The organism is Agromyces sp. MMS24-JH15, from assembly GCF_043518605.1.
GTDB lineage: Bacteria > Actinomycetota > Actinomycetes > Actinomycetales > Microbacteriaceae > Agromyces.
The window spans coordinates 1977139-1996264 of record NZ_CP171358.1; the positions used below are offsets into that span (position 1 = coordinate 1977139).

24 protein-coding genes are annotated in these 19126 nt (G+C 72.7%); 10 read left to right on the forward strand and 14 right to left on the reverse strand.

Annotation, left to right across the window (positions count from 1 at the left end):
- Positions 1-13: 13 nt before the first annotated feature.
- Positions 14-1132, forward strand: a complete 1119-nt coding sequence (locus ACDF64_RS08925; protein ID WP_394554988.1) for an NAD(P)-dependent alcohol dehydrogenase — start codon at positions 14-16, stop codon at positions 1130-1132.
- 33 nt (positions 1133-1165) lie between these two features.
- Here the strand turns inward: ACDF64_RS08925 and ACDF64_RS08930 are convergent, their stop codons facing one another.
- From ACDF64_RS08930 to ACDF64_RS08940, 3 genes are all read right to left on the reverse strand, one after another.
- Positions 1166-1552 (reverse strand): YciI family protein, encoded by a 387-nt coding sequence (locus tag ACDF64_RS08930; RefSeq protein WP_394554990.1) that lies wholly within the window; start codon positions 1550-1552, stop codon positions 1166-1168.
- An 8-nt stretch (positions 1553-1560) separates the two neighbouring features.
- Entirely contained in the window at positions 1561-2028 is a 468-nt protein-coding gene (locus ACDF64_RS08935) for a VOC family protein (RefSeq protein ID WP_394554991.1), read from the reverse strand.
- Positions 2029-2093: 65 nt separating this feature from the next.
- Complete coding sequence (locus ACDF64_RS08940) at positions 2094-3113, reverse strand: RNA polymerase subunit sigma-70 (RefSeq protein WP_394554994.1); 1020 nt, start codon at positions 3111-3113, stop codon at positions 2094-2096.
- Between the two features lie 201 nt (positions 3114-3314).
- Here ACDF64_RS08940 and ACDF64_RS08945 point away from each other — a divergent pair, with 201 nt between their 5' ends.
- A complete protein-coding gene (locus ACDF64_RS08945; RefSeq protein WP_394554996.1) occupies positions 3315-4142 on the forward strand; it encodes an SDR family NAD(P)-dependent oxidoreductase in 828 nt (275 codons plus the stop codon).
- Here ACDF64_RS08945 and ACDF64_RS08950 read toward each other — a convergent pair.
- A complete protein-coding gene (locus ACDF64_RS08950) occupies positions 4139-5173 on the reverse strand; it encodes an NADPH:quinone reductase (protein ID WP_394554997.1) in 1035 nt (344 codons plus the stop codon). The genes ACDF64_RS08945 and ACDF64_RS08950 overlap by 4 nt on opposite strands.
- A 148-nt stretch (positions 5174-5321) precedes the next feature.
- On the opposite strand from ACDF64_RS08950, the gene ACDF64_RS08955 reads away from it, so the two are divergent.
- Genes ACDF64_RS08955 through ACDF64_RS08965 form a run of 3 tightly spaced genes read left to right on the forward strand, consistent with a single transcriptional unit; the run spans position 5322 to position 7415 of the window.
- The gene (locus tag ACDF64_RS08955) at positions 5322-5792 is read left to right on the forward strand and encodes a nitroreductase/quinone reductase family protein (protein ID WP_394554999.1); all 471 of its coding nucleotides are present in this window, start codon (positions 5322-5324) and stop codon (positions 5790-5792) included.
- A 40-nt stretch (positions 5793-5832) separates the two neighbouring features.
- Positions 5833-6315 carry a dehydrogenase gene (locus tag ACDF64_RS08960; RefSeq protein ID WP_394555001.1) on the forward strand — a complete coding sequence of 161 codons (483 nt, stop codon included), beginning with the start codon at positions 5833-5835 and terminating at the stop codon, positions 6313-6315.
- 38 nt (positions 6316-6353) lie between these two features.
- Complete coding sequence (locus ACDF64_RS08965) at positions 6354-7415, forward strand: winged helix DNA-binding domain-containing protein (protein WP_394555002.1); 1062 nt, start codon at positions 6354-6356, stop codon at positions 7413-7415.
- Positions 7416-7494: 79 nt separating this feature from the next.
- Here the strand turns inward: ACDF64_RS08965 and ACDF64_RS08970 are convergent, their stop codons facing one another.
- The 6 genes from ACDF64_RS08970 to ACDF64_RS08995 all read right to left on the reverse strand — a co-directional run bounded on the left by ACDF64_RS08970 (position 7495) and on the right by ACDF64_RS08995 (position 11109).
- Positions 7495-8262, reverse strand: a complete 768-nt coding sequence (locus tag ACDF64_RS08970) for an ABC transporter permease (protein WP_394555004.1) — start codon at positions 8260-8262, stop codon at positions 7495-7497.
- Position 8263: 1 nt separating this feature from the next.
- Positions 8264-9049 (reverse strand): ABC transporter ATP-binding protein, encoded by a 786-nt coding sequence (locus ACDF64_RS08975; protein ID WP_394555006.1) that lies wholly within the window; start codon positions 9047-9049, stop codon positions 8264-8266.
- Entirely contained in the window at positions 9046-9414 is a 369-nt protein-coding gene (locus ACDF64_RS08980) for a DUF1048 domain-containing protein (protein ID WP_394555007.1), read from the reverse strand. Before ACDF64_RS08980 ends, ACDF64_RS08975 begins: the two co-directional genes overlap by 4 nt.
- A 79-nt stretch (positions 9415-9493) precedes the next feature.
- Positions 9494-9862: a DUF1048 domain-containing protein gene (locus ACDF64_RS08985; protein WP_394555009.1), complete on the reverse strand. Its 369-nt coding sequence runs from the start codon at positions 9860-9862 to the stop codon at positions 9494-9496.
- A 1-nt stretch (position 9863) separates the two neighbouring features.
- Positions 9864-10193, reverse strand: coding sequence for a PadR family transcriptional regulator (locus tag ACDF64_RS08990; RefSeq protein WP_394555011.1), 330 nt, complete (start codon positions 10191-10193; stop codon positions 9864-9866).
- Positions 10194-10458: 265 nt separating this feature from the next.
- Entirely contained in the window at positions 10459-11109 is a 651-nt protein-coding gene (locus tag ACDF64_RS08995; RefSeq protein ID WP_394555013.1) for a TetR/AcrR family transcriptional regulator, read from the reverse strand.
- Positions 11110-11170: 61 nt separating this feature from the next.
- On the opposite strand from ACDF64_RS08995, the gene ACDF64_RS09000 reads away from it, so the two are divergent.
- The 3 genes from ACDF64_RS09000 (at position 11171) to ACDF64_RS09010 (ending at position 13630) form a co-directional block, all read left to right on the forward strand.
- Positions 11171-11956 (forward strand): SDR family NAD(P)-dependent oxidoreductase, encoded by a 786-nt coding sequence (locus ACDF64_RS09000; RefSeq protein ID WP_394555014.1) that lies wholly within the window; start codon positions 11171-11173, stop codon positions 11954-11956.
- Between the two features lie 151 nt (positions 11957-12107).
- Positions 12108-12758, forward strand: a complete 651-nt coding sequence (locus ACDF64_RS09005; RefSeq protein WP_394555016.1) for a carboxymuconolactone decarboxylase family protein — start codon at positions 12108-12110, stop codon at positions 12756-12758.
- Positions 12755-13630: an RNA polymerase sigma-70 factor gene (locus ACDF64_RS09010; protein WP_394550560.1), complete on the forward strand. Its 876-nt coding sequence runs from the start codon at positions 12755-12757 to the stop codon at positions 13628-13630. The genes ACDF64_RS09005 and ACDF64_RS09010 overlap by 4 nt, the downstream gene beginning before the upstream one ends.
- Before the next feature lie 24 nt (positions 13631-13654).
- Here ACDF64_RS09010 and ACDF64_RS09015 read toward each other — a convergent pair whose 3' ends face one another.
- From ACDF64_RS09015 to ACDF64_RS09025, 3 genes are read right to left on the reverse strand one after another with little or no spacing between them, the layout of a single operon-like run.
- Positions 13655-14827, reverse strand: coding sequence for a low temperature requirement protein A (locus ACDF64_RS09015; protein WP_394550562.1), 1173 nt, complete (start codon positions 14825-14827; stop codon positions 13655-13657).
- Between the two features lie 37 nt (positions 14828-14864).
- Entirely contained in the window at positions 14865-15218 is a 354-nt protein-coding gene (locus tag ACDF64_RS09020) for a Fe-S protein (RefSeq protein ID WP_394550564.1), read from the reverse strand.
- A gap of 34 nt (positions 15219-15252) precedes the next feature.
- On the reverse strand, positions 15253-15705 hold the full coding sequence (locus ACDF64_RS09025) for an Lrp/AsnC family transcriptional regulator (RefSeq protein WP_394550566.1): 453 nt from the start codon (positions 15703-15705) through the stop codon (positions 15253-15255).
- Positions 15706-15786: 81 nt separating this feature from the next.
- Between ACDF64_RS09025 and ACDF64_RS09030 the strand changes: the two genes are divergently transcribed.
- Both ACDF64_RS09030 and ACDF64_RS09035 read left to right on the forward strand, forming a co-directional pair.
- On the forward strand, positions 15787-16494 hold the full coding sequence (locus ACDF64_RS09030; RefSeq protein ID WP_394550567.1) for a LysE family translocator: 708 nt from the start codon (positions 15787-15789) through the stop codon (positions 16492-16494).
- 139 nt (positions 16495-16633) lie between these two features.
- Positions 16634-18226, forward strand: coding sequence for an ABC-F family ATP-binding cassette domain-containing protein (locus ACDF64_RS09035; RefSeq protein WP_394550569.1), 1593 nt, complete (start codon positions 16634-16636; stop codon positions 18224-18226).
- Here ACDF64_RS09035 and ACDF64_RS09040 read toward each other — a convergent pair.
- Positions 18223-19116 carry a sigma-70 family RNA polymerase sigma factor gene (locus ACDF64_RS09040; RefSeq protein ID WP_394550571.1) on the reverse strand — a complete coding sequence of 298 codons (894 nt, stop codon included), beginning with the start codon at positions 19114-19116 and terminating at the stop codon, positions 18223-18225. The genes ACDF64_RS09035 and ACDF64_RS09040 overlap by 4 nt on opposite strands.
- Positions 19117-19126 lie beyond the last annotated feature (10 nt).

Consider the following 19126-nt stretch of genomic DNA (forward strand, 5'->3'; position numbering starts at 1 on the left):
TAAGGGGAACGTCATGCACACCACCGAGGGGCGACGCGCCGAGGCATCCGCACCCGAACCCACGACGCGGGCCGAGCCGGCATCCGCGCCCGCATCGCGACCCGGGCCCGCACCGCAGGCCGGGCTCGAGCCCGTGCCGCCCATCATGCGCGCCGCGATCGCCGACCGCTTCGGCCCGCCCGAGGTCGTGCGCATCGGGGAGACGCCCACACCGACCCCGGGCCCGCGCGAGCTGCTCGTGCGCGTCCGCGCGACGACCGTGAGCATCGCCGACCACCGCCTCCGGGCGCGCGACATCCCGCGCGGGCTCGGCCTGCTCGTCGCCGCGAAGATCGGCCTCCGCCGCCCGCGCACCCCCGTCCTCGGCATGGACGCAGCGGGCGTCGTCGCGGCCGTGGGCGCGGAGGTGACGCGGTTCGCACCGGGCGACGAGGTGATCCTGATGCGTGGGCAGGACTTCGGATGCCACGCCGAGTTCGTCGTGATCGCCGAGGACGGCGAGGTGGCGCGGAAGCCCGCCGGGCTGTCGTTCGAGGAGGCCGCCGCGATCGTGTTCGGCGGGCACACGGCACTCCGATTCCTCGAGGGCGTCGCGATCGGGCCCGGCAGCGAGGTGCTCGTCAACGGGGCATCCGGTGCCGTGGGATCCGCGGCCGTCCAGCTCGCCGCCGACCGCGGTGCGACCGTCACGGCGGTCACGAGCGGCCGCAACGAGGCGCTCGTGCGCTCGCTCGGCGCGAGCCGCGTGATCGACCACGCGCGCGAGGACTTCCTCGCCGACCCCGAGGCCCGAAGCCGGTACGACGTGATCGTCGAGTGCGTCGGGAACGCGTCGTTCCGGCGCTCCCGGCACCTGCTGCGGCCCGGCGGGACGCTCCTGCTCGTCATCGTCGACCTGCGCGACCTGCTCACCGCCGCCCGGCGCGCGCGTCGGGCGGGCCTGGTCGCCGACGCCGGACCCGAGCGGCTCGGGCCCGACGGGATGTCCCGACTCGCCGCGCTCGCCGAGTCGGGCGTGCTCCGGCCGGTGATCGACCGGACGTACGCGTTCGACGAGATCGTCGATGCCCACCGGTACGTCGACACCGGGCACAAGCGCGGGAACGTGGTCGTGCTGGTCTCGGACGAGTGACGGTCCGATCCGGCGTCGGCGCGGCGGCGTCGATCAGTCGTCGTCCGGCATCGAGCGGCGCTCGCCGACCGGCCCGGCCGCGAGCGGGAACGCGAGCGTCCCGGCGGCGGTCCACCACTCCATGACGTCGTACGCGAGGCGCCCCGCGACCACCGACGGGTCGGCGTCGCTCAGGCGCGCCGCCTCCGCGGCGTCGCACGCGAACACCGACATGCCCCGATAGGACTCGTCGCTCTGCTCCAGGAACGGGCCGTTGACGACGAGGATGCCCCGCCGGCGGAGCTCGGCCCGGTACGCGAGGTGCCGCGCCTGCAGCGCGTCGAGCTCCGCGTCCGGGAGGTCGGGCGCGTCGGTCGGGCGGCGCAGCACGACGAGCGTGACGACGTCGAAGGCGTCCGGGATGTCGGGGGTGCGGGGCATCCGGCGCCCTACGCCTGCTCGAGCTCCGCGATCACGATCTTCTTCTGCTGCATCATCACCTGGACCTGCGCGGGCGTGCGGGTCAGCTCGTCCATGTTCGCCGGGACGATCTGCCAGCTCACGCCGAAGCGGTCCTTGCACCACCCGCACTGCTCGGACTCGGGCACGTGCGAGAGCGCCGCCCAGTACCGGTCGATCTCGGCCTGGTCCTCGCACGTCACGACGAACGAGACCGCCTCGGTGAACTGGAAGAGCGGCCCGCCGTCGAGGCACGTGAACTCGACGCCGTCGAGGACGAACCGACCGTTCAGCACCTTGCCGCGCATGCCCTGGAAGTGCTCGTCGAGCGACTCGTCCGGGTACTCGTCGATGCGCGTGATCCCCGAGTTCGGGAACAGGTCGACGTAGTACTCCATGGCTTGCCGCGCCTGGTCGTCGAACCACAGGCAGGGCTGTACGCGTGCGAATTCCGGCATCGGGACCCCCTCGTTCGAATGCTCGCCGACCACGCTACGCCGCCGCGGCGGAGCCCGCGAGGGGCTCACGTGGCGAGCGGGTCGGGCGTCGACAGCCTGAGCGGCAGGCCGAACGAGGGCAGCACGGTCGACTCGAACCGGGTCAGGGCGCCGAGGCGGTCGCCGGCCCGGGTGAGCACGAACAGCCCGACACCGTGCACGGGACCGGTGCCGCGCCGGAGGTACGCACCGAACGCTGGCTGCCCGTTCGCCGCGGTCGGCACCAGGGCGAAGCGCCGGCCCGCGGCGAAGATCGCGCCGAAGAATCCGGCCGCCGACTCGCGGCCCACGTACTCGAACGGCATCGGCGGCATCGACACGAACACGTCGTCGGTGAGCAGGGCGAGCACGGCCGGCAGGTCGGCCGCCTCGTACGCGCGCGCGAACCGGTCGGCGAGCGCCGCGGTCTCGGCGGCGTCGGGCGTCGTCGGCCGGGGCTCGGGCAGTCGCGCGCGCAGCGACGAGCGCGCACGCTTCAGGGCGCTCGTCACCGAGTCGACCGTGGTGTCGAGCATCCCGGCGACCTCGGCCGCCGGGTAGCCGAGCACGTCGCGCAGCACGAGCACCGCGACCTGCCGCGGCGGGAGCAGTTGCAGCGCGGTCACGAACGCGAGCGAGATCGCCTCGCGCTGCTCGACGCGCACGTCGGGCCCGGGCGACGGCTCGACCGGGCTGGGCAGCAGGGCGTCGGGGAACGGCTCGAGCCAGGCGACCTCGCCGAGCCGGGTGGCCTCGGGCGGATGCACGCCGGGGACGTCCCACGCCGTCGCCGGCCGTCGCGCCGCGGCACGACGGGCGTTGAGGCACCGGTTCGTCGCGATGCGGTAGAGCCACGTGCGCACCGAGGATCGGCCGTCGAAGCCCGCGAGGCCCTGCCAGGCCGCGAGGAGGGTCTCCTGCACCGCGTCCTCGGCGTCGCCCAGCGAGCCGAGCATCCGGTAGCAGTGCACGAGCAGTTCCCGCCGGTGCGGCTCGACCAGGGCGCCGTACGCCCCGGCGTCGCCGGCGCGCGCCCGCGCGAGCGCCTCGCGCGCTTCGATCGTCATTCCCCCGACCCCCCAGGTTCCCGTCCCACTGTATGGACACCGGCCGCTCCTCGGAATGGTCGCGTCCGCGGATCCGCGGATCCGCGTCGACGTGGTCCGACGCGGGTCCGACCAGGTCGGACCGGTCCGCCCAGTTCGCGCGTCCCGCGGTGTCTGCATCCTCGACGGCGGAACGCCGTCCGGATCGGAAGGGAGCGGCGCATGCTGCTGGAGGAGAAGGTCGCCGTGGTCTACGGCGGTGGAGGATCGGTCGGCGCGGCCGTCGCGCGCGCCTTCGTTGAGGAGGGCGCGCACGTGTTCCTGACCGGATCGCGGCGCGACGCCGTCGAGGCGGTCGCCGACGCGATCCGCGCCGGCGCCGGCGCTGAGGGCGACGACGGGGCCGACGCTGCGGCCGGAGCCGTCGAGGCGGCCGAGGTCGACGGGTTCGACGAGCGGGCGATCGACCGCCACCTCGACCACGTCGTGGAGCGGGCCGGGCGGGTCGACATCTCGTTCAACGCGGTCGGCATCCCCGACGCCGACGTCGTCGGGGTGCCGCTCGTCGACCTCGACGTCGACCGGTTCCTCCGCCCGATCGAGGCGTACGCCCGCACGACGTTCCTCACGTCGCGCCTCGCCGCGCGCCGCATGGTCGGCGCGGGCTCAGGCGTGATCCTGCGGGTCACGGCGCTGCACTCGCGCACGGGCATCCCGCTCGTCGGCGGCTACGGCCCCGCGATGGCGGCGATGGAGTCGCTCACCCGGAGCCTATCGGCCGAGCTCGCGCCCCGGGGCATCCGCGTCGTGGGCCTGCGGCCGCAGGCCATGCCGGAGTCGAGCACGATCCGCGAGGCCTACGAGCCGCGCGCGGCCGCGTCCGGCCTGACCTGGGCGGAGTGGGAGCAGGCGCTCGCCGCCCGCACCCACCCCCGCCGGCTCATGACGCTGCGCGAGTTCGCCGACGTCGCCGCGTTCGTCGCCTCCGACCGCGCGAGCGGCCTGACCGGCACGACGGTCAACCTCACGATGGGGTCGCTCGACGACTAGGAGGCATCCGCCCCGACGTCGATGAGCACCTTGCCGACCGTGCCCGCCTCGACCGCGTCGTGCGCCGCCGCGGCGCGCTCGAGCGGGAACCGGGTGAGCGGCAGGCCGGCCGCCTCGCCGACGGGCAGCGCGCCGTCGGCGACGGCCCGGGTCACGTCGATCGCGGCCGCGGACAGGGCCGCGTCGCCCACGGTGTAGAGCAGCAGGAACTGGTACCGCACGTTGAGCGCGAAGTGCCGGCGCACGTCGAGCGTCATCTCCGCACCGCCGTCCGTCGCGTACACCGCGATCGACCCGTGGTTCGCGATCACGCGGCTGTTCAGCTCGGCGTTGCGCGCGGGGGAGACCTCGACGACCAGGTCGACCCCGTCGGGCGCGATCGCGCGGATCGCCTTCGCCGCGTCATCCGCGCGGTAGTCCACGACGTGGTGCGCGCCCGCCGCGGTCGCGAGCGCGGCCTTCTCGGGCGAGCTGATCGTCGTGACGACGGTCGCACCCGACCAGCGGGCGAGCTGGATCGCCGCGTGCCCGACCGCGCCGGCGCCGCCGGCGACGAGCACCGTGCGCCCGTCGAGCGCGCCCGGGCGCAGCCGCTCGGGGCCGCCCTCGTGCACGGTCAGCGCGCGGTGCGCCGTCATCGCGGGCACGCCAAGGGATGCCCCGAGCTCGAAGCTCGCGGTGTCGGGGAGGTGCACGACGCGCGACGCGGGCAGCACCGCGAACTCCTGCGCGGTGCCCGTCGGCCGCTCGTGCGCGGCGAGGAACACCCACACCCGGTCGCCGACCGCGAATCCGGCGACGCCGTCGCCGACCGCGTCGACCACGCCCGAGCCGTCCTGATTCGGCACGACCTCGGCGAACGGCGTCGGCCGGCCCGCCTGCGCGCCCGCGCGGGCCTTCCAGTCGGTCGGGTTCACGCCCGAGACGACGATGCGCACGCGCACCTCGCCGGGGCGGGGGTCCGGCACGTCGCGCTCGACGAGCTGGAGGACGGAGGAGTCACCGGTCTGCGCGTACGCCACTGCTCTCATGCCGGGTGCCAACGTGCGCGGGGACGCGGTTGTTCCGACCTTCCGTCCGGTCGCGCGTTCCGCCGGGTCGGGCCGGACCTGTCCGGGGAGGACGGGAGGAGAATGGACCTGAGATCGCCACCACCATCCCCCCGAAGGAGGCGACGCCATGGCCCTCGACACTCCCAACGGCACGCGCGGTGCCCGATCGCCCGCCGCGAGCCGATTCGCCCGCTGGGCGAACCGCAAGATGGCAGACCGCATCCGGCGGAAGGGCTCGAGCAACGGACACGTCCTCGTGCTCGTCACGGTCGGCAAGCACAGCGGCCTCGAGCGGATGACCCCGGTGCGCTGGTTCCCCGACCGCGACGACACCCGGCTCATCGTCGCCTCGGCGGCCGGCGCGGCCGCCAACCCCGCGTGGTACTACAACCTCGGCGCGCACCCCGACCGCGCGAGGATCGAGTTCGCCGGGCAGCGGATCGACGTCTCGCCCGCCGAACTGCACGGCCCGGAGCGCGACGAGGCGTGGCGGCGCATCACCGCCGAGGCGCCCGGGTTCGCGAAGTACGAGCGCGTGACCGACCGGGTCATCCCCGTGATCAGGCTGACGCCCCGCGGGCGTCACGCCGCAGGCTGACCTGCGCGACAATGGGTGTCGACGCGAAGGGGTCGGGAACATGGGCGAGCTGAGGACGGATTCGACGAGCGATGCGACGGTAACGGCATCGGTGCCGGATGCCCCGCCATCGGCGCACGTGCCCGGCCATCGCGCGATCGGCTGCCCGGAGTGCTTCGAGGAGCTCCAGCGCAACCACGACTGGTGGAAGGCCCGGCCCGAGGGGTCCCGACTCGTCGGCCTCGTCGTGGCCCGCCCCGACCTGCCGTCGGTGGTCGAGCAGCGCAACGACCTGGCCCGGTTCGGCGTGGCGATCCTCGACTTCAAGCACCCGGCGCCCGAGCTCCCCGAGACCTGGGAGCAGCGGCTCGGCCGCCTGTTCGACACGCTCCAGGCGGGCGACGTGCTCGTGGTGTCGAGCGAGCGCACGCTCGGCCGCACACCCGACGAGGTGAGCCGCACGATCCGGACGCTGCGTCGCCACCAGCTCGTCGTCAAGGTGCTGAACCACGGCGCACCGCACCTCGAGGACGCGCAGGACTGACGGCGTCCGCCGTCGGCGGGCGGGCCTACGCTGCCGGGGTGACCACCGATCGCGAGATCGCCCGACGCCGCCTGCATGCCCAGCTGCTCGCCGCGCCCGTCGAGGATGCCGAGCAGGTCGTGCGCACGCTGCTCGCCGTCCAGGCAGAGAACCCGTCCCAGTCCGCCTGGGCGGTCGCCGCGCGCACCGCGTCGCCCCGGCAGGACGATCTCGGGGGCGCCCTCGCGAGCGGCCGCGTGCTGCGCACGCACGTGCTCCGCCCGACCTGGCACTACGTCCACGCCGACGACGCCGCGTGGCTGCTCGAGCTCACCGCGCCGCGCGTGCTGCCCGTGGTCGACCAGCAGCTCCGGCCGATCGCCGATCGACTGCCCGCGCTCGCCGCGGCGGTCGACGAGACGCTGGGCGAGGCATCCGATCGCACCCGCGCCGAGCTCGCGACGGCGCTGGCCGATCGCGGGCACGAGCTCACCGGCCAGCAGCTGATGCTGCTGCTCGCCCGGCTCGAACTGCACGCGCTCGTGTGCAGCGGCGCTCCACGTGACGGCGAGCACACCTACGCGAGGTTCGCCGACCGGGTGCCCGAGCCTCGGCGGCTCGACCGCGACGAGGCGCTCGCCGAGCTGGCCCAGCGGTACTTCGCCTCGCACGGGCCCGCGACCGAACGCGACCTCGCGTACTGGGCGACGCTCACGCTCACCGACGTGCGTCGGGGACTCGCGACCGCGAGCGCGTCGCTCGCGTCGTTCGAGCACGACGGCCGGACCTTCTGGCACGCGCCGGGGGAGGACCCCGGTCCGGCGTCGCCGCCGGCGCACCTGCTGCAACTGCTCGACGAGATGTACCGCGGCTACCAGGACTCGCGCTGGGTGCTCGACGCCGACGGGCTCGTCTCGCGCGGGCGGGAGACGGCGATGGGCATGGCCCTGGTCGACGGGCAGCTCGTCGCGGGCATGAAGCGGAGCGTCGGCGCGACGGCGGTGACCTTCGACGTGCGCCCGCATCGGACGCTCGCCGCGTCCGAGCGGGATGCGATCGAGGAGGCCGCAGCCCGCTACGCGGCGTTCCTCGGGCTCGCACCGGTCGTCGTGGAGGGCTGAGCCCGGCATACGGAACGCCCCGCCGCCCGGGGGATCCGGGTGACGGGGCGTCCGGTGCGGCGTGCGAGTCGCGTGCGGATCAGCTGAACTTGCGCCGGTAGATCGCGACGGCCCAGATGTACCCGCCGACGAGGATCCCGACGAGCCAGGCGAGCGCGATCCAGATGTCGCCGCCCACGGGCTGCTGGGCGAACAGCGCCCGCATGGTGTCGACGATCGAGGTGACGGGCTGGTTCTCGGCGAACCAGGCGACCGGTGCCGGCATCGAGTCGGTCGGCACGAACGCCGAGCTGATGAACGGCAGGAAGATCAGCGGGTAGCTGAACGCGCTCGCGCCGTCCACGGTCTTCGCCGAGAGGCCGGCCACGACGGCGAGCCACGTGAGCGCCAGCGTGAAGAGCACGAGGATGCCCGTGACCGCGAGCCAGCCGCCGACGGATGCCCCGGTGCGGAAGCCCATGATCAGGGCGACCCCGACCACGATCGCGACCGACACGAGGTTCGCGACGAGCGACGTGAGCACGTGCCCCCAGAGCACGCTCGACCGGGCGATCGGCATGGACTGGAACCGCTCGAAGATGCCGCCCTGCAGGTCGAGGAACAGCCGGTACGAGGTGTACGCGACCCCCGACGCGATGGTGATGAGCAGGATCCCGGGGAGCATGTAGTTGATGTACGACTCGTCGGATCCGGTGTTGATCGCCCCGCCCAGCACGTAGACGAACAGGAGCATCAGCGCGATCGGGGTGACCGCCGTGGTGATGATCGTGTCGGGACTGCGGAGGATGTGGCGCAGCGAGCGGCCGGTGAGGATGCCGGTGTCGCCGATCACGTGTGCGGTGCTCATGTCAGGACTCCTTCGCGGTGGATTCATCCGAGGCCGCGCCCTCGCCGACGAGGGCGAGGAAGACCTCTTCGAGGGTGGGCTGCTTCTCGACGTACTCGACCGTCGCGGCGGGGAGCAGCTGCTTGAGTTCGGCGAGGGTGCCGTTCTGGATGATCGTGCCCTCGTGCAGGATCGCGATGCGGTCCGCGAGCTGCTCGGCCTCGTCGAGGTACTGCGTGGTCAGCAGCACGGTGGTGCCCGAGTCGGCGAGCTGGCGGACGGTCTGCCAGACCTCGATGCGGGCCTGCGGGTCGAGGCCCGTGGTCGGCTCGTCGAGGAAGATGACCGGCGGGTTGCCGATCAGGCTCATCGCGATGTCGAGCCGGCGGCGCATGCCGCCCGAGTAGGTGGCCGCGCGGCGCTTGCCCGCGTCGGTCAGCGCGAACCTGGCGAGCAGGTCGTCTGCGATCGCGCCGGGGTTCTTCAGGTGGCGGAGCTTCGCGACCAGCACGAGGTTCTCGCGTCCCGTCAGGACCTCGTCGACGGCGGCGAACTGCCCGGTCAGGCTGATCGATTCGCGCACCTGGTCGGCCGCGGCGGCCACGTCGTGGCCGTTCACGGTCGCGGTGCCGGCGTCGGCCTTGAGCAGCGTCGACAGGATCCGCACGAGCGTGGTCTTGCCGGCCCCGTTCGAGCCGAGCAGGGCGAAGATGCTGCCGGTGGCGACGTCGAAGTCGACGCCCCGCAGGACGTGCAGGTCCTTGAACGACTTCTCGATGCCCCGGACGGTGAGTGCCGATGCGGTCATCGCTCCTCCTCCTTCTTCGCTTCGTCGATCGCCTGCACGAGGCGAGCGCGCTCCTTGTCGATCCATTGCGTGCCGCCGTAGGCCTGGGTGAACTCCTCGGCGAACCCGACCGGGTCCTCCCCGACGATCGCGCTGACGGGCGTCCCGTCGACGGCCGCGCGCTCCCAGAGGTCGGCGAAGTCGCCGAGCATCGTGACGATCGTGTCGCCGTCGGTGATCCCGCCGTAGTACATGAAGTACCGGTCGAACGCCTTGGCGGTGGTCCGGTACGGCTCGGGCAGGGCCTCGATCCGCGCCTTGTACTGCCGGTACTGCTTCTTCTGCTCGAGCGATCCGGTGATCGTCTCGATCCACTTCGCTGCCATGTCGGTTCCCCTCGTGATGAACTGCGTGTTCGTTCGTTCGTTCGTGTGCGTGTGCTGCGTGTCCTGCGGCGCGCGGCGGTCAGGACCGCTCGGCGTCCTCCGCGTCGTCGATCGCGTGCTGGAGGCGCGATTGCTCCTTGCGGATCCAGCTCCCGCCGCCGTAGTTCTGCATGAAGGCCTCGGCGAACTCGACCGGGTCGCTCCCGACCACGTCGCGGAGCGGCGTGCCGGCGGCGACGCTCTGCTCGAGCAGGTCGGCCAGGTCGTCGAGCATCGCGACGAGGCTCTTGCCGTCGTCGCTCGGCCCGATGTTGAGCAGGTACCGCTCGAGTGCGACGGCGGCCTCGCGGTAGCCGGCGGGCAGGGCCTTCACACGGGCCCGGTACTCCTTGTAGTGCTTCTTGTCCTCGAGCGATCCGGTGATCGTCTCGATCCACTTGGCGGCCATGTCAGTTCCCCTTCCGGTGGAGGTGTTCGATGCGGTCGGCGAGGAAGCTCCACGTTCCCCAGAACTCGTCGAGGTCGGCGCGGCCCCGCTCGTTGAGCGAGTAGACCTTGCGCGGCGGCCCCTTCTCGGAGGGGACCTTCTCGACGTCGACGAGGCCGCGCTGCTCGATCCTGACCAGGAGGGCGTAGACGGTGCCCTCGGCGATGTCGGTGAAGCCCTGCTCGCGGAGCCGAGCGGTGATCTCGTAGCCGTAGGCCGGCTGGATCGCGAGGAGCGCGAGCACGATGCCCTCGAGCGTGCCCTTGAGCATCTCGGTCATCTGCTTTCCCATGACGCCTCCCTTCATTGCTGCTGTCGGTGTCACTACTTGGTGTCACTGGTATTCGGTGTTGCTGAGTACCACTACATAGTGACACGGAATACCGGTACTTGGCAAGAGTGAGTACCAGAATTCTGTGACACTGAGTACCGAGCGGGTGCGGATGCCCCGGGGCGCGCGGAATCGAGGGTGCGTGCCGCGCACGCGGATGCCTCGAAGTCGCCGTGATCCACGGTGCGGGTCCGCCGCGGACGCCCGCGGTCAGCCCGTCGGGAGGTCAGGCGGCCGGGCTCGCGAGCCCCCGCCAGACGAAGGAGATGGTCTCGTTCGCGGCATCCCGCCAGTCGACGCCGTCGAGCAGGTCGTCGGTCGCGAGCGTCGCTACGCCGTGCACCGCGGCGAACGCGACGAGCGCGTGCCGTGCCGCGTCACCGTCGCGCACGGCGCCCTGCGCCTGGGCGTCGGCGAGGAGCCCGACGAGGGCCGACATGCCGGCATGGCCGAGCTCGACGAGTTCGGCGGATGCCGCGGGGTGGTGCTTGGCCGAGTACATGAGGTCGAGGATCGCGGGGTGCGCGACGGCGAAGCCGATGTACGCGAGCCCGGCCGCGCGGAGCCGCGCCTCGAAGGCGTCGGCGCCCGGGCTCGCATCGGGCGCCGCGGCCGGGCCGGCTCCGGAGACCGCGTCGGCCAGCGCCTCGTTGAGGCGGTCGAAGCCCGTGATCGCGAGCGCGTCGAGGAGGGCCTGCCGGTCGCGGAAGTGTCGGGCGGATGCCCCGTGGCTGACGCCCGCGTCGCGCGCGAGCCCGCGGAGCGAGAGCGACTCGACGCCGCCGCGGTCGACCGCGTCCCACGCCCGGTCGAGCAGGTCGCTGCGGAGGTTGCCGTGGTGGTAGGCGCGCTCGGTCGGTTCGCGGAGCTCGGTCACGTCGCGAGTCTACCTACATGTAGGCGTTGACAACAATGCTGTCAGTGCCTACTTTTGTGACATGACCAAGGACCACCGCGGCACGACCGCCCTCATCACCGGCGCGAGCTCGGGCCTCGGCGCCGAGTTCGCCGCCCAGTTGGCCCGTCGCGGCGCCGACCTCGTGCTCGTCGCCCGCCGCGAGGACCGCCTGCGCGACCTCGCCGACCGACTCGAGCGCGAGCACGGCGTTCGGGTCACGGTGCTCGCACAGGACCTCGCCCGCGCGGATGCCGCGGGGGCGCTCCGCGCCGCGCTCGATGCGCGGGGCATCCGCATCCAGACCCTCGTCACGAACGCGGGCTTCGGCATGAAGGGAGCCTTCGCCGACGCCGACCCCGCGCGCATCGGCGAGATGGTGCAGGTCAACGTGGCCTCCCTCGTCGCGATCACGCGCGAGTTCCTCCCCGACCTGGTCGCCGACGGTCGCGGCGCGCTCGTGAGCATCGCGAGCACGGCCGCCTACCAGCCGTGCCCGAACATGGCGGTCTACGGCGCGACGAAGGCGTTCGTGCTGAGCTTCACCGAGGCGCTGCGCTACGAGACGCGCGGCTCGGGCCTCGACGTGCTGTGCCTCAGCCCCGGTGCGACCCGCACCGAGTTCTTCGACGTCGTCGGCGGCGAGGGCGCGGCCGTCGGTCGCATGCGGACCTCCGAGCAGGTCGTCGCGCTCGCCCTCCGCGAGCTCGACCGCCGCAATCCCGCACCCAGCATCGTCTCGGGCGCGTCCAACGCGGTCGCCGCCCGGCTCGTCCGCCTGGTGCCGCGGCGGTTCGCCCTCGCGGTCAGCGGGCGCATGCTGGCCTGAGGCCGGCGGGCCCGCAGGCCCGCAGGCCGGCAGGCCCGCCGGCCGAGCGGCCGCAACGCATTCGTGTCACACCGCGCGCCCGGTCGGTGTCTTCATGTCGACGGATCATCCGGACACCGATCGCCCGGCGTCGACACCGCAGGAGGACACGATGACCACCGCGCAGACCCGCATCCCGCCGACCGAACTCACGGGCATCTTCGGCTCGGTCGTGAAGGTCGCCGCCCGCCGCATGATCGGCCGGGTGCCCGACTCGATGGGCGTGCTCGCGCACCACCCCGCGCTCATGCGGGCCTCGATGGGCATCGGCCGCAAGGTCGACGCGCTGCACGAGCTCGACCGCGACCTCGCCTCGTACGCCGTGATGGCGACCGCGGCGACCATCGGGTGCAGCTGGTGCCTCGACTTCAACTACTACAAGGCGCACAACGAGGGCCTCGACGAAACGAAGGCGCGGCTGGTGCCGGCGTGGCGCGAGGCATCCGCCTTCACGCCCCTCGAGCGCGACGTCATGGAGTACGCCGAGGCCATGAGCCTCACGCCGCCGGCCGTCACCGACGAGCTCTCGGCGCGGCTCCTCGCCGCGCTCGGGCCGGCCGCGCTCATCGAGCTCACCGCCAAGGTCGCGTTCATGAACATGAGCTCCCGGATGAACGTCGCGCTCGGCATCCACTCGGAGGGCTATGCGGATTCCTGCGAGCTCCCGCCGCTCGCGACCCGGTCGGGCGCACCGGGAACGGATGCCACGCAGCCGGATGCCCCGCGGCCGGCGCCGTCCGCAGTCGTAGGCTCGGCCGCATGAGCGACGACGCCTTCGTCACCCACCGCAGCCTGCTCTTCACGGTCGCGTACGAGCTGCTCGGTTCGGCGGCCGACGCGGAGGACGTGCTGCAGGAGTCCTGGCTGCGGTGGGATGCGGCGGACCGGTCGGACGTGCGCGATCCGCGCGCCTACCTCGTGCGGATCGTCACCAGGCAGGCGCTCAACCACCTGCGCACGCTCGCGCGCCGGCGCGAGTCGTACGTGGGGGAGTGGCTGCCCGAGCCGCTGCTCACGAGCCCCGACGTCGCGGACGACGTCGAACTGGCCGAGCACGTGTCGATCGCGATGCTCACGGTGCTCGAAACGCTCGCGCCGACCGAGCGCGCGGTGTTCGTGCTGCGCGAGGTCTTCGACGTGCCGTACGACGAGATCGCGGTCGCGGTCGACAAGTCGCCGGCCGCGGTGCGCCAGATCGCGCATCGCGCGAAGGCGCACGTCGCCGCGCGGCGCCCCCGCGTCGCCGTCGAGCGCGCCGAGCAGGAGGCGGTCGTGGCGCGGTTCGTCGCGGCCGTGAACTCGGGCGACCTGCAGGGGCTCATGGATGTGCTTGCCCCCGACGTGGTCTCGGTCGCCGACGGCGGCGGCCTCGTGCGCGGCGCCGCACTCCGGCCGATCGTCGGCGCCGACAAGATCGCCCGCTACCTGCTCGGCGGACTCGCGAAGCTCGGCCTGCCGTTCGAGGCGCGGCCGACGTGGGTGAACGGGCATCCCGCGATCCGCGGCGAGGTCGACGGCGCGCTCGCCGGTGCGATCTGCTTCGAGATCGAGGGCGGCCGCATCACGCGGATCTTCTCGATCGCGAACCCGCACAAGCTCGGCCGGCTCGACGCGGAGGCGGAGCTCTCGCGGTAGCGACGGATCGGCCGCCACACCGGGTCAGGCGCGCGGCGTGCGACGGCTCGCGATCTCCGCGAGCCCGACGATGACCACGAGCGCGCCCACCGCGAGCGCGATCGCCGCGACCGAGCCGACGACGAGGGCGGCCGCGCCGACCGCGAGCGAGAGCAGCAGGGCCGGGACGGCCCAGCGCAGGACGTCGCGCGGCTCCCGGCCGAACCGCAGCGACACGATCGCGTTCGCGAGGTAGAAGATCGCGAGGCCGCCGCCGAGTGCGATCGCGGAGGCCTCGGGCAGCGGCTCGTCGGGGTGGTGGATCGCGCTGCCGATCGCGGCCGAGATGGCCGTCACGCCGACCACGACGAGGAACGGCAGGAACGCGACGGTGTCGCGGATCGCCCGGACGTCGGCGGCCTCGCGCAGGCGCTCGAGCCCGGCGTGCATCTCGTCGGTGCCGTAGATGAAGAACGACCACGCGAGCATCGCGATGACGGCGAGGCCGAGGATCGCGGCCAGGCCCGACGCCGGCGTCCACGATTCGTTCAGCGCCGCGACGCCCGTGAGCACCGACTCGCCGAGCACGATGACCACGAGCAGCCCGAACCGCTCGGCGAGATGCTCGGCGTTGAAGATCGGCAGCAGGCGGTCGGCCCACCGGCCGGTGCTCACGACGAGCAGCGTCACCTCGACGAGGATCGCGCAGCCCCAGAGCACGAAGTTCCACGGTGGCGGCACGACGATCGAGACGGCCCAGATGAGCGCGGTGACGCCGTTGTAGACGAGCAGGCGGACCCGCGACGCGGTGCCGACGCCCCACGCCTGCGCCGCCCAGAGGCCGAGGAGCACGATCCGCAGCATGGCGTTCCCGGCGGCGAACAGCCAGGCGCGGTCGCCGGTCGCCTCGGGTGCGGCGACCGCGATCGCCCCGACCGCGAACATGGCCGCGATCATCACGCCCGAGAGCTGCCGCCGGGTGAGCCACGGCATGACGTTGACGGTGAAGGTCAGGTTGACCCACGACCACCAGACCGACGCGAACAGTGCCGTGAACAGCAGCAGCGCGGGAATCGTGGGGTGGTCGTGGATGCCGTGCGCGAGCTGGCCGACGAGCGCGACGAAGATGAGGTCGAAGAACAGTTCCATCCAGTGCGCGCGCGACGGATCGCGGTCGGCGGCCGGCGCCGGCCGGGATGCCTCGAGGTCCTCGGTCATCGGCCGCGCCCGCACCGATCGGGTGCTCGCCCGGGTGTCAGCGCCAGAGCAGCGCGATCGCGGCGTTCGCGAGCGTGAGGATGCCGATCGACCAGAAGATCCCGGGCGGCACCGAGCCGTTCTTGCGCTGGCGGCCGGCGCCGATGCCGAGCAGCGCGCCGATGACGATCAGGATCCCGAGCTTGGTCCCGAGCTTGACGTAGTTGAGGTCGTAGTCGATGCCCCACGGGGCGGCGAGCACGAGGCCGGCGGCGCCCGCGATCGCGAGGCCCCAGTTCATGAGCCGCGTGATGCCTCGCTTGCCGTTGACCAGCTCGACGACCCAGGCGCCGAAGAGCACGGCGAAGCCGATCAGGTGGATGAGCACGACGATGCCGCGAAGGGTTTCCATGCCGCACACGGTACCGCGCACCGCGACGGCGTGCTCAGATCGGCAGCGGCCGGTCGTCGACGATGGTCTTCATCACGAGGGTCGACTCGACGCGGCGCGCGCCGGGCAGCGCCGACAGCCGCTCGTCCCAGAGCCGCTGGTACGCGGTGAGGTCGCGCACCGCGACGCGCAGCAGGTAGTCGGGGTCGCCGAAGAGGCGCAGCGCCTGGATCACCTCGGGGATCTCGGCGACCGCGGCGTCGAACGCGGGCACGGTCGACCGGTTCGCCTGGTCCATCGTGACGAACACGAGCGCGTTGAACCCGAGCCCGACCGCCTCGGGATCGATGACCGCGCGGTAGCCGCTGATGGCTCCGGATGCCTCGAGTGCGCGGAGCCTGCGGTGCGTGGGCGAGGGCGTGAGCTGCACGCGGTCGGCGAGCTCGGTGAGGCTGAGTCGGCCGTCCTGCTGCAGCTCGGCAAGGATCCTGCGGTCGATGGCGTCCATGTGGTGGATTCTTCCATCTCATCGATCGTGAGAGGCGGAACTTGGCAGCGGCTTCCAGCAGGTCCCGCCTAGGTTCGTGGCGTGGATGTGCAGCTGCTGGTCGCGTGCTCGGTGATGATGACGCTCATGGTGCTCCTGCCCGGCCCCGATTGGGCGTACCTGATCGCGGCCGGCATGACCGAGCGGAGCATCCTGCCGTCGCTCGTCGGCATCCTCGTGGGCTACCTCGTGGTCGTCACCGCGGTCGCGGTCGGCGTCGGCGCCGCCGTCGCGGCGCTGCCGTGGGTGATCGTCGCGCTCACGCTCACGGCCGCGGCCTACCTGCTGCACCTGGGCGTGCAGGTGCTGCGGAAGCCGCCGGTCCTCGCGGCGGTCGCGGGCGGGGCCTCCGGCGTCGGCATCGGCATCGGCGACGCGGATGCCGCGGCCGTCGGCATCCCCGACGGCGACCCGCACGCGGCATCCGCTCGCCGCTTCTGGGCGCGGCTCGCGCAGGGCGCTGGCGTCAGCGGGCTCAACCCGAAGGGACTGCTCGTGCTCGTCGTGCTGCTGCCCCAGTTCACGGATGCCTCGGGCGCGTGGCCCATGCCCGTGCAGCTCGCGGTGCTCGGGCTGATCTTCGTCGGCAGCTGCGCGCTCGTCTACACGGGCGTCGCGCTCGGCGCGCGGACCGTCGTCCGCTTCCGGCCGTCGGCCATGCGCTGGGTGTCGCGCGTGTCGGGTGCGGCGATGATCGTGCTGGGGCTCGTCCTCGTGGTCGAGCAGGTCGCGCACGCCGTCGCGGCGTGAGGCGGTGCCGCGCGTCGTCTCAGACTCCCCGGATAGACTCGCCCGGCCGCGAACGCCGGCTCGAGGCATCCGCCTCGCCGGCCGCTGCCGCCTCGCCCCGCGCCGCCGCCACCCGGCCGCACCACCCGAAGGATGTCCCGTGAGCCTGATCCGCCTGAACGACGTGCACCTCGAGTTCGAGGGGCGGCCGGTGCTCAAGGAGGCGTTCCTGAAGCTCCGGCAGGGCGACCGGGTCGGCCTGATCGGCAAGAACGGCACGGGCAAGACGTCGTTCCTCGAGCTCGTGCTCGGTCGCCGGGAACCGACGTCCGGCACCGTCGACGTCACCCTCGGGACCACCGTCGGCTACTTCTCGCAGTTCTCCGAGCTCGACGGCGACCGGAGCGTGCAGCAGGTGCTCAGCGACCTGTTCGCCGACGTGCACGACACGCAGGCCCGGCTCGACGAGATCGGGCACCGGCTCGCCGAGCCGATGGATGCCACGGAGCTGGACCGGCTGCTCGCCGAGCAGGGCGAGCTGTTCGAGCGGATGGATCACATCGGCGGCTGGACCTACGAGACGACCATCGACACCGTGCTCACGCGCCTCGGCTTCGACGAGGAGCGCCGTCACCTCCCCGTCGATCGCCTCTCGGGCGGATGGCGCAACCGGGCCGCGCTCGCGCGCATCCTCGTGCAGTCGCCCGACGTGCTGCTGCTCGACGAACCGACGAACTTCCTCGACCTCGACGGCGTGAAGTGGATCGAGGGCTGGCTCGGCGGCTTCGCCGGCGGCGTCCTCGTGGTCTCGCACGACCGGCAGTTCCTCGACGGCGTCGTCGACCGGATCGTCGAGATCGAGAACTACCGCCTGCAGGAGTACGAGGGGAACTACTCGGCGTACGTGCACGCCAAGCAGTCGCGCCTGAAGATGCTCGAGCGCCAGTTCGCGCACGAGGAGGAACTGCTCGCCTACGAGCAGGCCGCGTCGACCGCGCGCCGCGAGGCCGCGCGCAACCCGTCGAACGCGGTCGCCCGGCGGCTCGCCGACATCAAGAAGCGCCAGGCGCCGCGCCCGATCGACCAGATCATCACGTCGATCTACGACGGGCTCAAGGTGTCGAACGACCTGCTCACCGTCACCGGGCTCGCGAAGGGCTTCGGCGCGGAGCCGCTGTTCGACGGCGTCTCGTTCGACCTGCAGCGCGGCGACCGGGTCGCGGTGGTCGGCTCGAACGGATCCGGCAAGTCCACGCTGCTCGACGTGCTGACCGGGGTCGCCGAGCCCGATGCGGGGACCGTGCGCTGGGCGAAGGGCGCCCGGTTCGTGTCCTACAACCAGGTCGTCGCCGAGCTCGACCTCGCCGACACCGTCGGGCACGCCGTGAACGCGTACCCCGACTCGCTCGCGTTCAGCGCGACGAAGAAGAGCGTCGCCCGGTTCCTCGCCATGCTGCAGTTCTCCGACGCGGACCTGCAGCAGAAGATCGGCACGCTGTCGGGCGGCCAGCGCGCGCGTGTCGCGATCGCGCAGTGCCTGCTGTCGGGCGCGGCCGTGATCGTGCTCGACGAGCCGACCAACCACCTCGACATCACGTCGACCCAGGTCATGGAGCGCGCGCTCACGCACTTCCCCGGCGCGGTCGTCGTCGTGAGCCACGACCGCTTCTTCGTCGACAAGCTCGCCGACCGGCTGCTCGTCTTCGAGGGCGGCGGCCGCGTCGTCGAACGCCCGGCGACCGGGGCGCTCTAGGCTCGCGGCCGATCCTGCAGGTGCCCGAGCTTCCGCGGGTTGCCGATGCCGTGGATGACCGAGATCCGGTCGCCCGCGAACTCGAGCGCGAGCACCGAGACGACCCGGCCGCGACGGCGCGCGACGATCCCCGGTTCGGCGTTGACCTCCGCGACCTCGAACTCGAGTCCCAGGCCGCCGACTCCCGCGAGGAACTGCCGCGCGACCGTCTCGGCGCCGACGACGACCTCGACCGGGGCATCCGGGTAGGCGCCGCCCGAGTCGAAGTGGCCGCGCGCGTCGTCCGCCAGCGCGGCGACGAGTCCGTCGAGATCGCCCTCGGTCGCGGCGGCCGCGAACCGAGCTGAGAGCCGTCGGGCGACCGCGGGGTCGACCGAGAACCGCGCCGCGCCCTGCGCGGCGATGCGCCGGCGCGCCCGCGACGCTGACTGGCGCGCGCTCGCCGGACTCACGCCGAGCACCTCGGCGACCCGGTCGAAGCCGAGGTCGAACACGTCGTGCAGGAGGAACGCCGTGCGCTCGGCCGGCGTGAGCTGCTCGAGCACGACCAACAGCGCCATCCGGACCGAGTCGTCCAGCGTGACGCGATCCTCCGGCAGGATCCGCTCGTCGGTGACGACCGGCTCGGGCAGCCACGGCCCGACGTAGGCGCGGCGCGAGTGCTCGTGCGCGCGCAGCCGGTCGATCGCGAGCCGCGACGCGACCGTGACGAGCCAGGCGCGCGGCTCGTCGAGCGGCGCGTCGCCGCGCGCGAGGAGCCGGACGTACGTCTCCTGCGTGACATCCTCCGCGTCGGCGACCGAGCCGAGGACGCGGTAGGCGACGTCGCGCACGACGCGTCGGTGCGCGGTCCAGAGTTCGGCGAAGTCGGTCTGATGGTCCTCGGTCATGACAAGGAGA

Coding starts and splice junctions, on each gene's coding strand:
- ACDF64_RS08925 (WP_394554988.1), top strand. CDS start 14: ATGCACACCACCGAGGGGCGACGCGCCGAGGCATCCGCACCCGAACCC.
- ACDF64_RS08930 (WP_394554990.1), bottom strand. CDS start 1,552: ATGCCCCGCACCCCCGACATCCCGGACGCCTTCGACGTCGTCACGCTC.
- ACDF64_RS08935 (WP_394554991.1), bottom strand. CDS start 2,028: ATGCCGGAATTCGCACGCGTACAGCCCTGCCTGTGGTTCGACGACCAG.
- ACDF64_RS08940 (WP_394554994.1), bottom strand. CDS start 3,113: ATGACGATCGAAGCGCGCGAGGCGCTCGCGCGGGCGCGCGCCGGCGAC.
- ACDF64_RS08945 (WP_394554996.1), top strand. CDS start 3,315: ATGCTGCTGGAGGAGAAGGTCGCCGTGGTCTACGGCGGTGGAGGATCG.
- ACDF64_RS08950 (WP_394554997.1), bottom strand. CDS start 5,173: ATGAGAGCAGTGGCGTACGCGCAGACCGGTGACTCCTCCGTCCTCCAG.
- ACDF64_RS08955 (WP_394554999.1), top strand. CDS start 5,322: ATGGCCCTCGACACTCCCAACGGCACGCGCGGTGCCCGATCGCCCGCC.
- ACDF64_RS08960 (WP_394555001.1), top strand. CDS start 5,833: ATGGGCGAGCTGAGGACGGATTCGACGAGCGATGCGACGGTAACGGCA.
- ACDF64_RS08970 (WP_394555004.1), bottom strand. CDS start 8,262: ATGAGCACCGCACACGTGATCGGCGACACCGGCATCCTCACCGGCCGC.
- ACDF64_RS08975 (WP_394555006.1), bottom strand. CDS start 9,049: ATGACCGCATCGGCACTCACCGTCCGGGGCATCGAGAAGTCGTTCAAG.
- ACDF64_RS08980 (WP_394555007.1), bottom strand. CDS start 9,414: ATGGCAGCGAAGTGGATCGAGACGATCACCGGATCGCTCGAGCAGAAG.
- ACDF64_RS08985 (WP_394555009.1), bottom strand. CDS start 9,862: ATGGCCGCCAAGTGGATCGAGACGATCACCGGATCGCTCGAGGACAAG.
- ACDF64_RS08990 (WP_394555011.1), bottom strand. CDS start 10,193: ATGGGAAAGCAGATGACCGAGATGCTCAAGGGCACGCTCGAGGGCATC.
- ACDF64_RS09000 (WP_394555014.1), top strand. CDS start 11,171: ATGACCAAGGACCACCGCGGCACGACCGCCCTCATCACCGGCGCGAGC.
- ACDF64_RS09005 (WP_394555016.1), top strand. CDS start 12,108: ATGACCACCGCGCAGACCCGCATCCCGCCGACCGAACTCACGGGCATC.
- ACDF64_RS09010 (WP_394550560.1), top strand. CDS start 12,755: ATGAGCGACGACGCCTTCGTCACCCACCGCAGCCTGCTCTTCACGGTC.
- ACDF64_RS09015 (WP_394550562.1), bottom strand. CDS start 14,827: ATGACCGAGGACCTCGAGGCATCCCGGCCGGCGCCGGCCGCCGACCGC.
- ACDF64_RS09020 (WP_394550564.1), bottom strand. CDS start 15,218: ATGGAAACCCTTCGCGGCATCGTCGTGCTCATCCACCTGATCGGCTTC.
- ACDF64_RS09025 (WP_394550566.1), bottom strand. CDS start 15,705: ATGGACGCCATCGACCGCAGGATCCTTGCCGAGCTGCAGCAGGACGGC.
- ACDF64_RS09040 (WP_394550571.1), bottom strand. CDS start 19,116: ATGACCGAGGACCATCAGACCGACTTCGCCGAACTCTGGACCGCGCAC.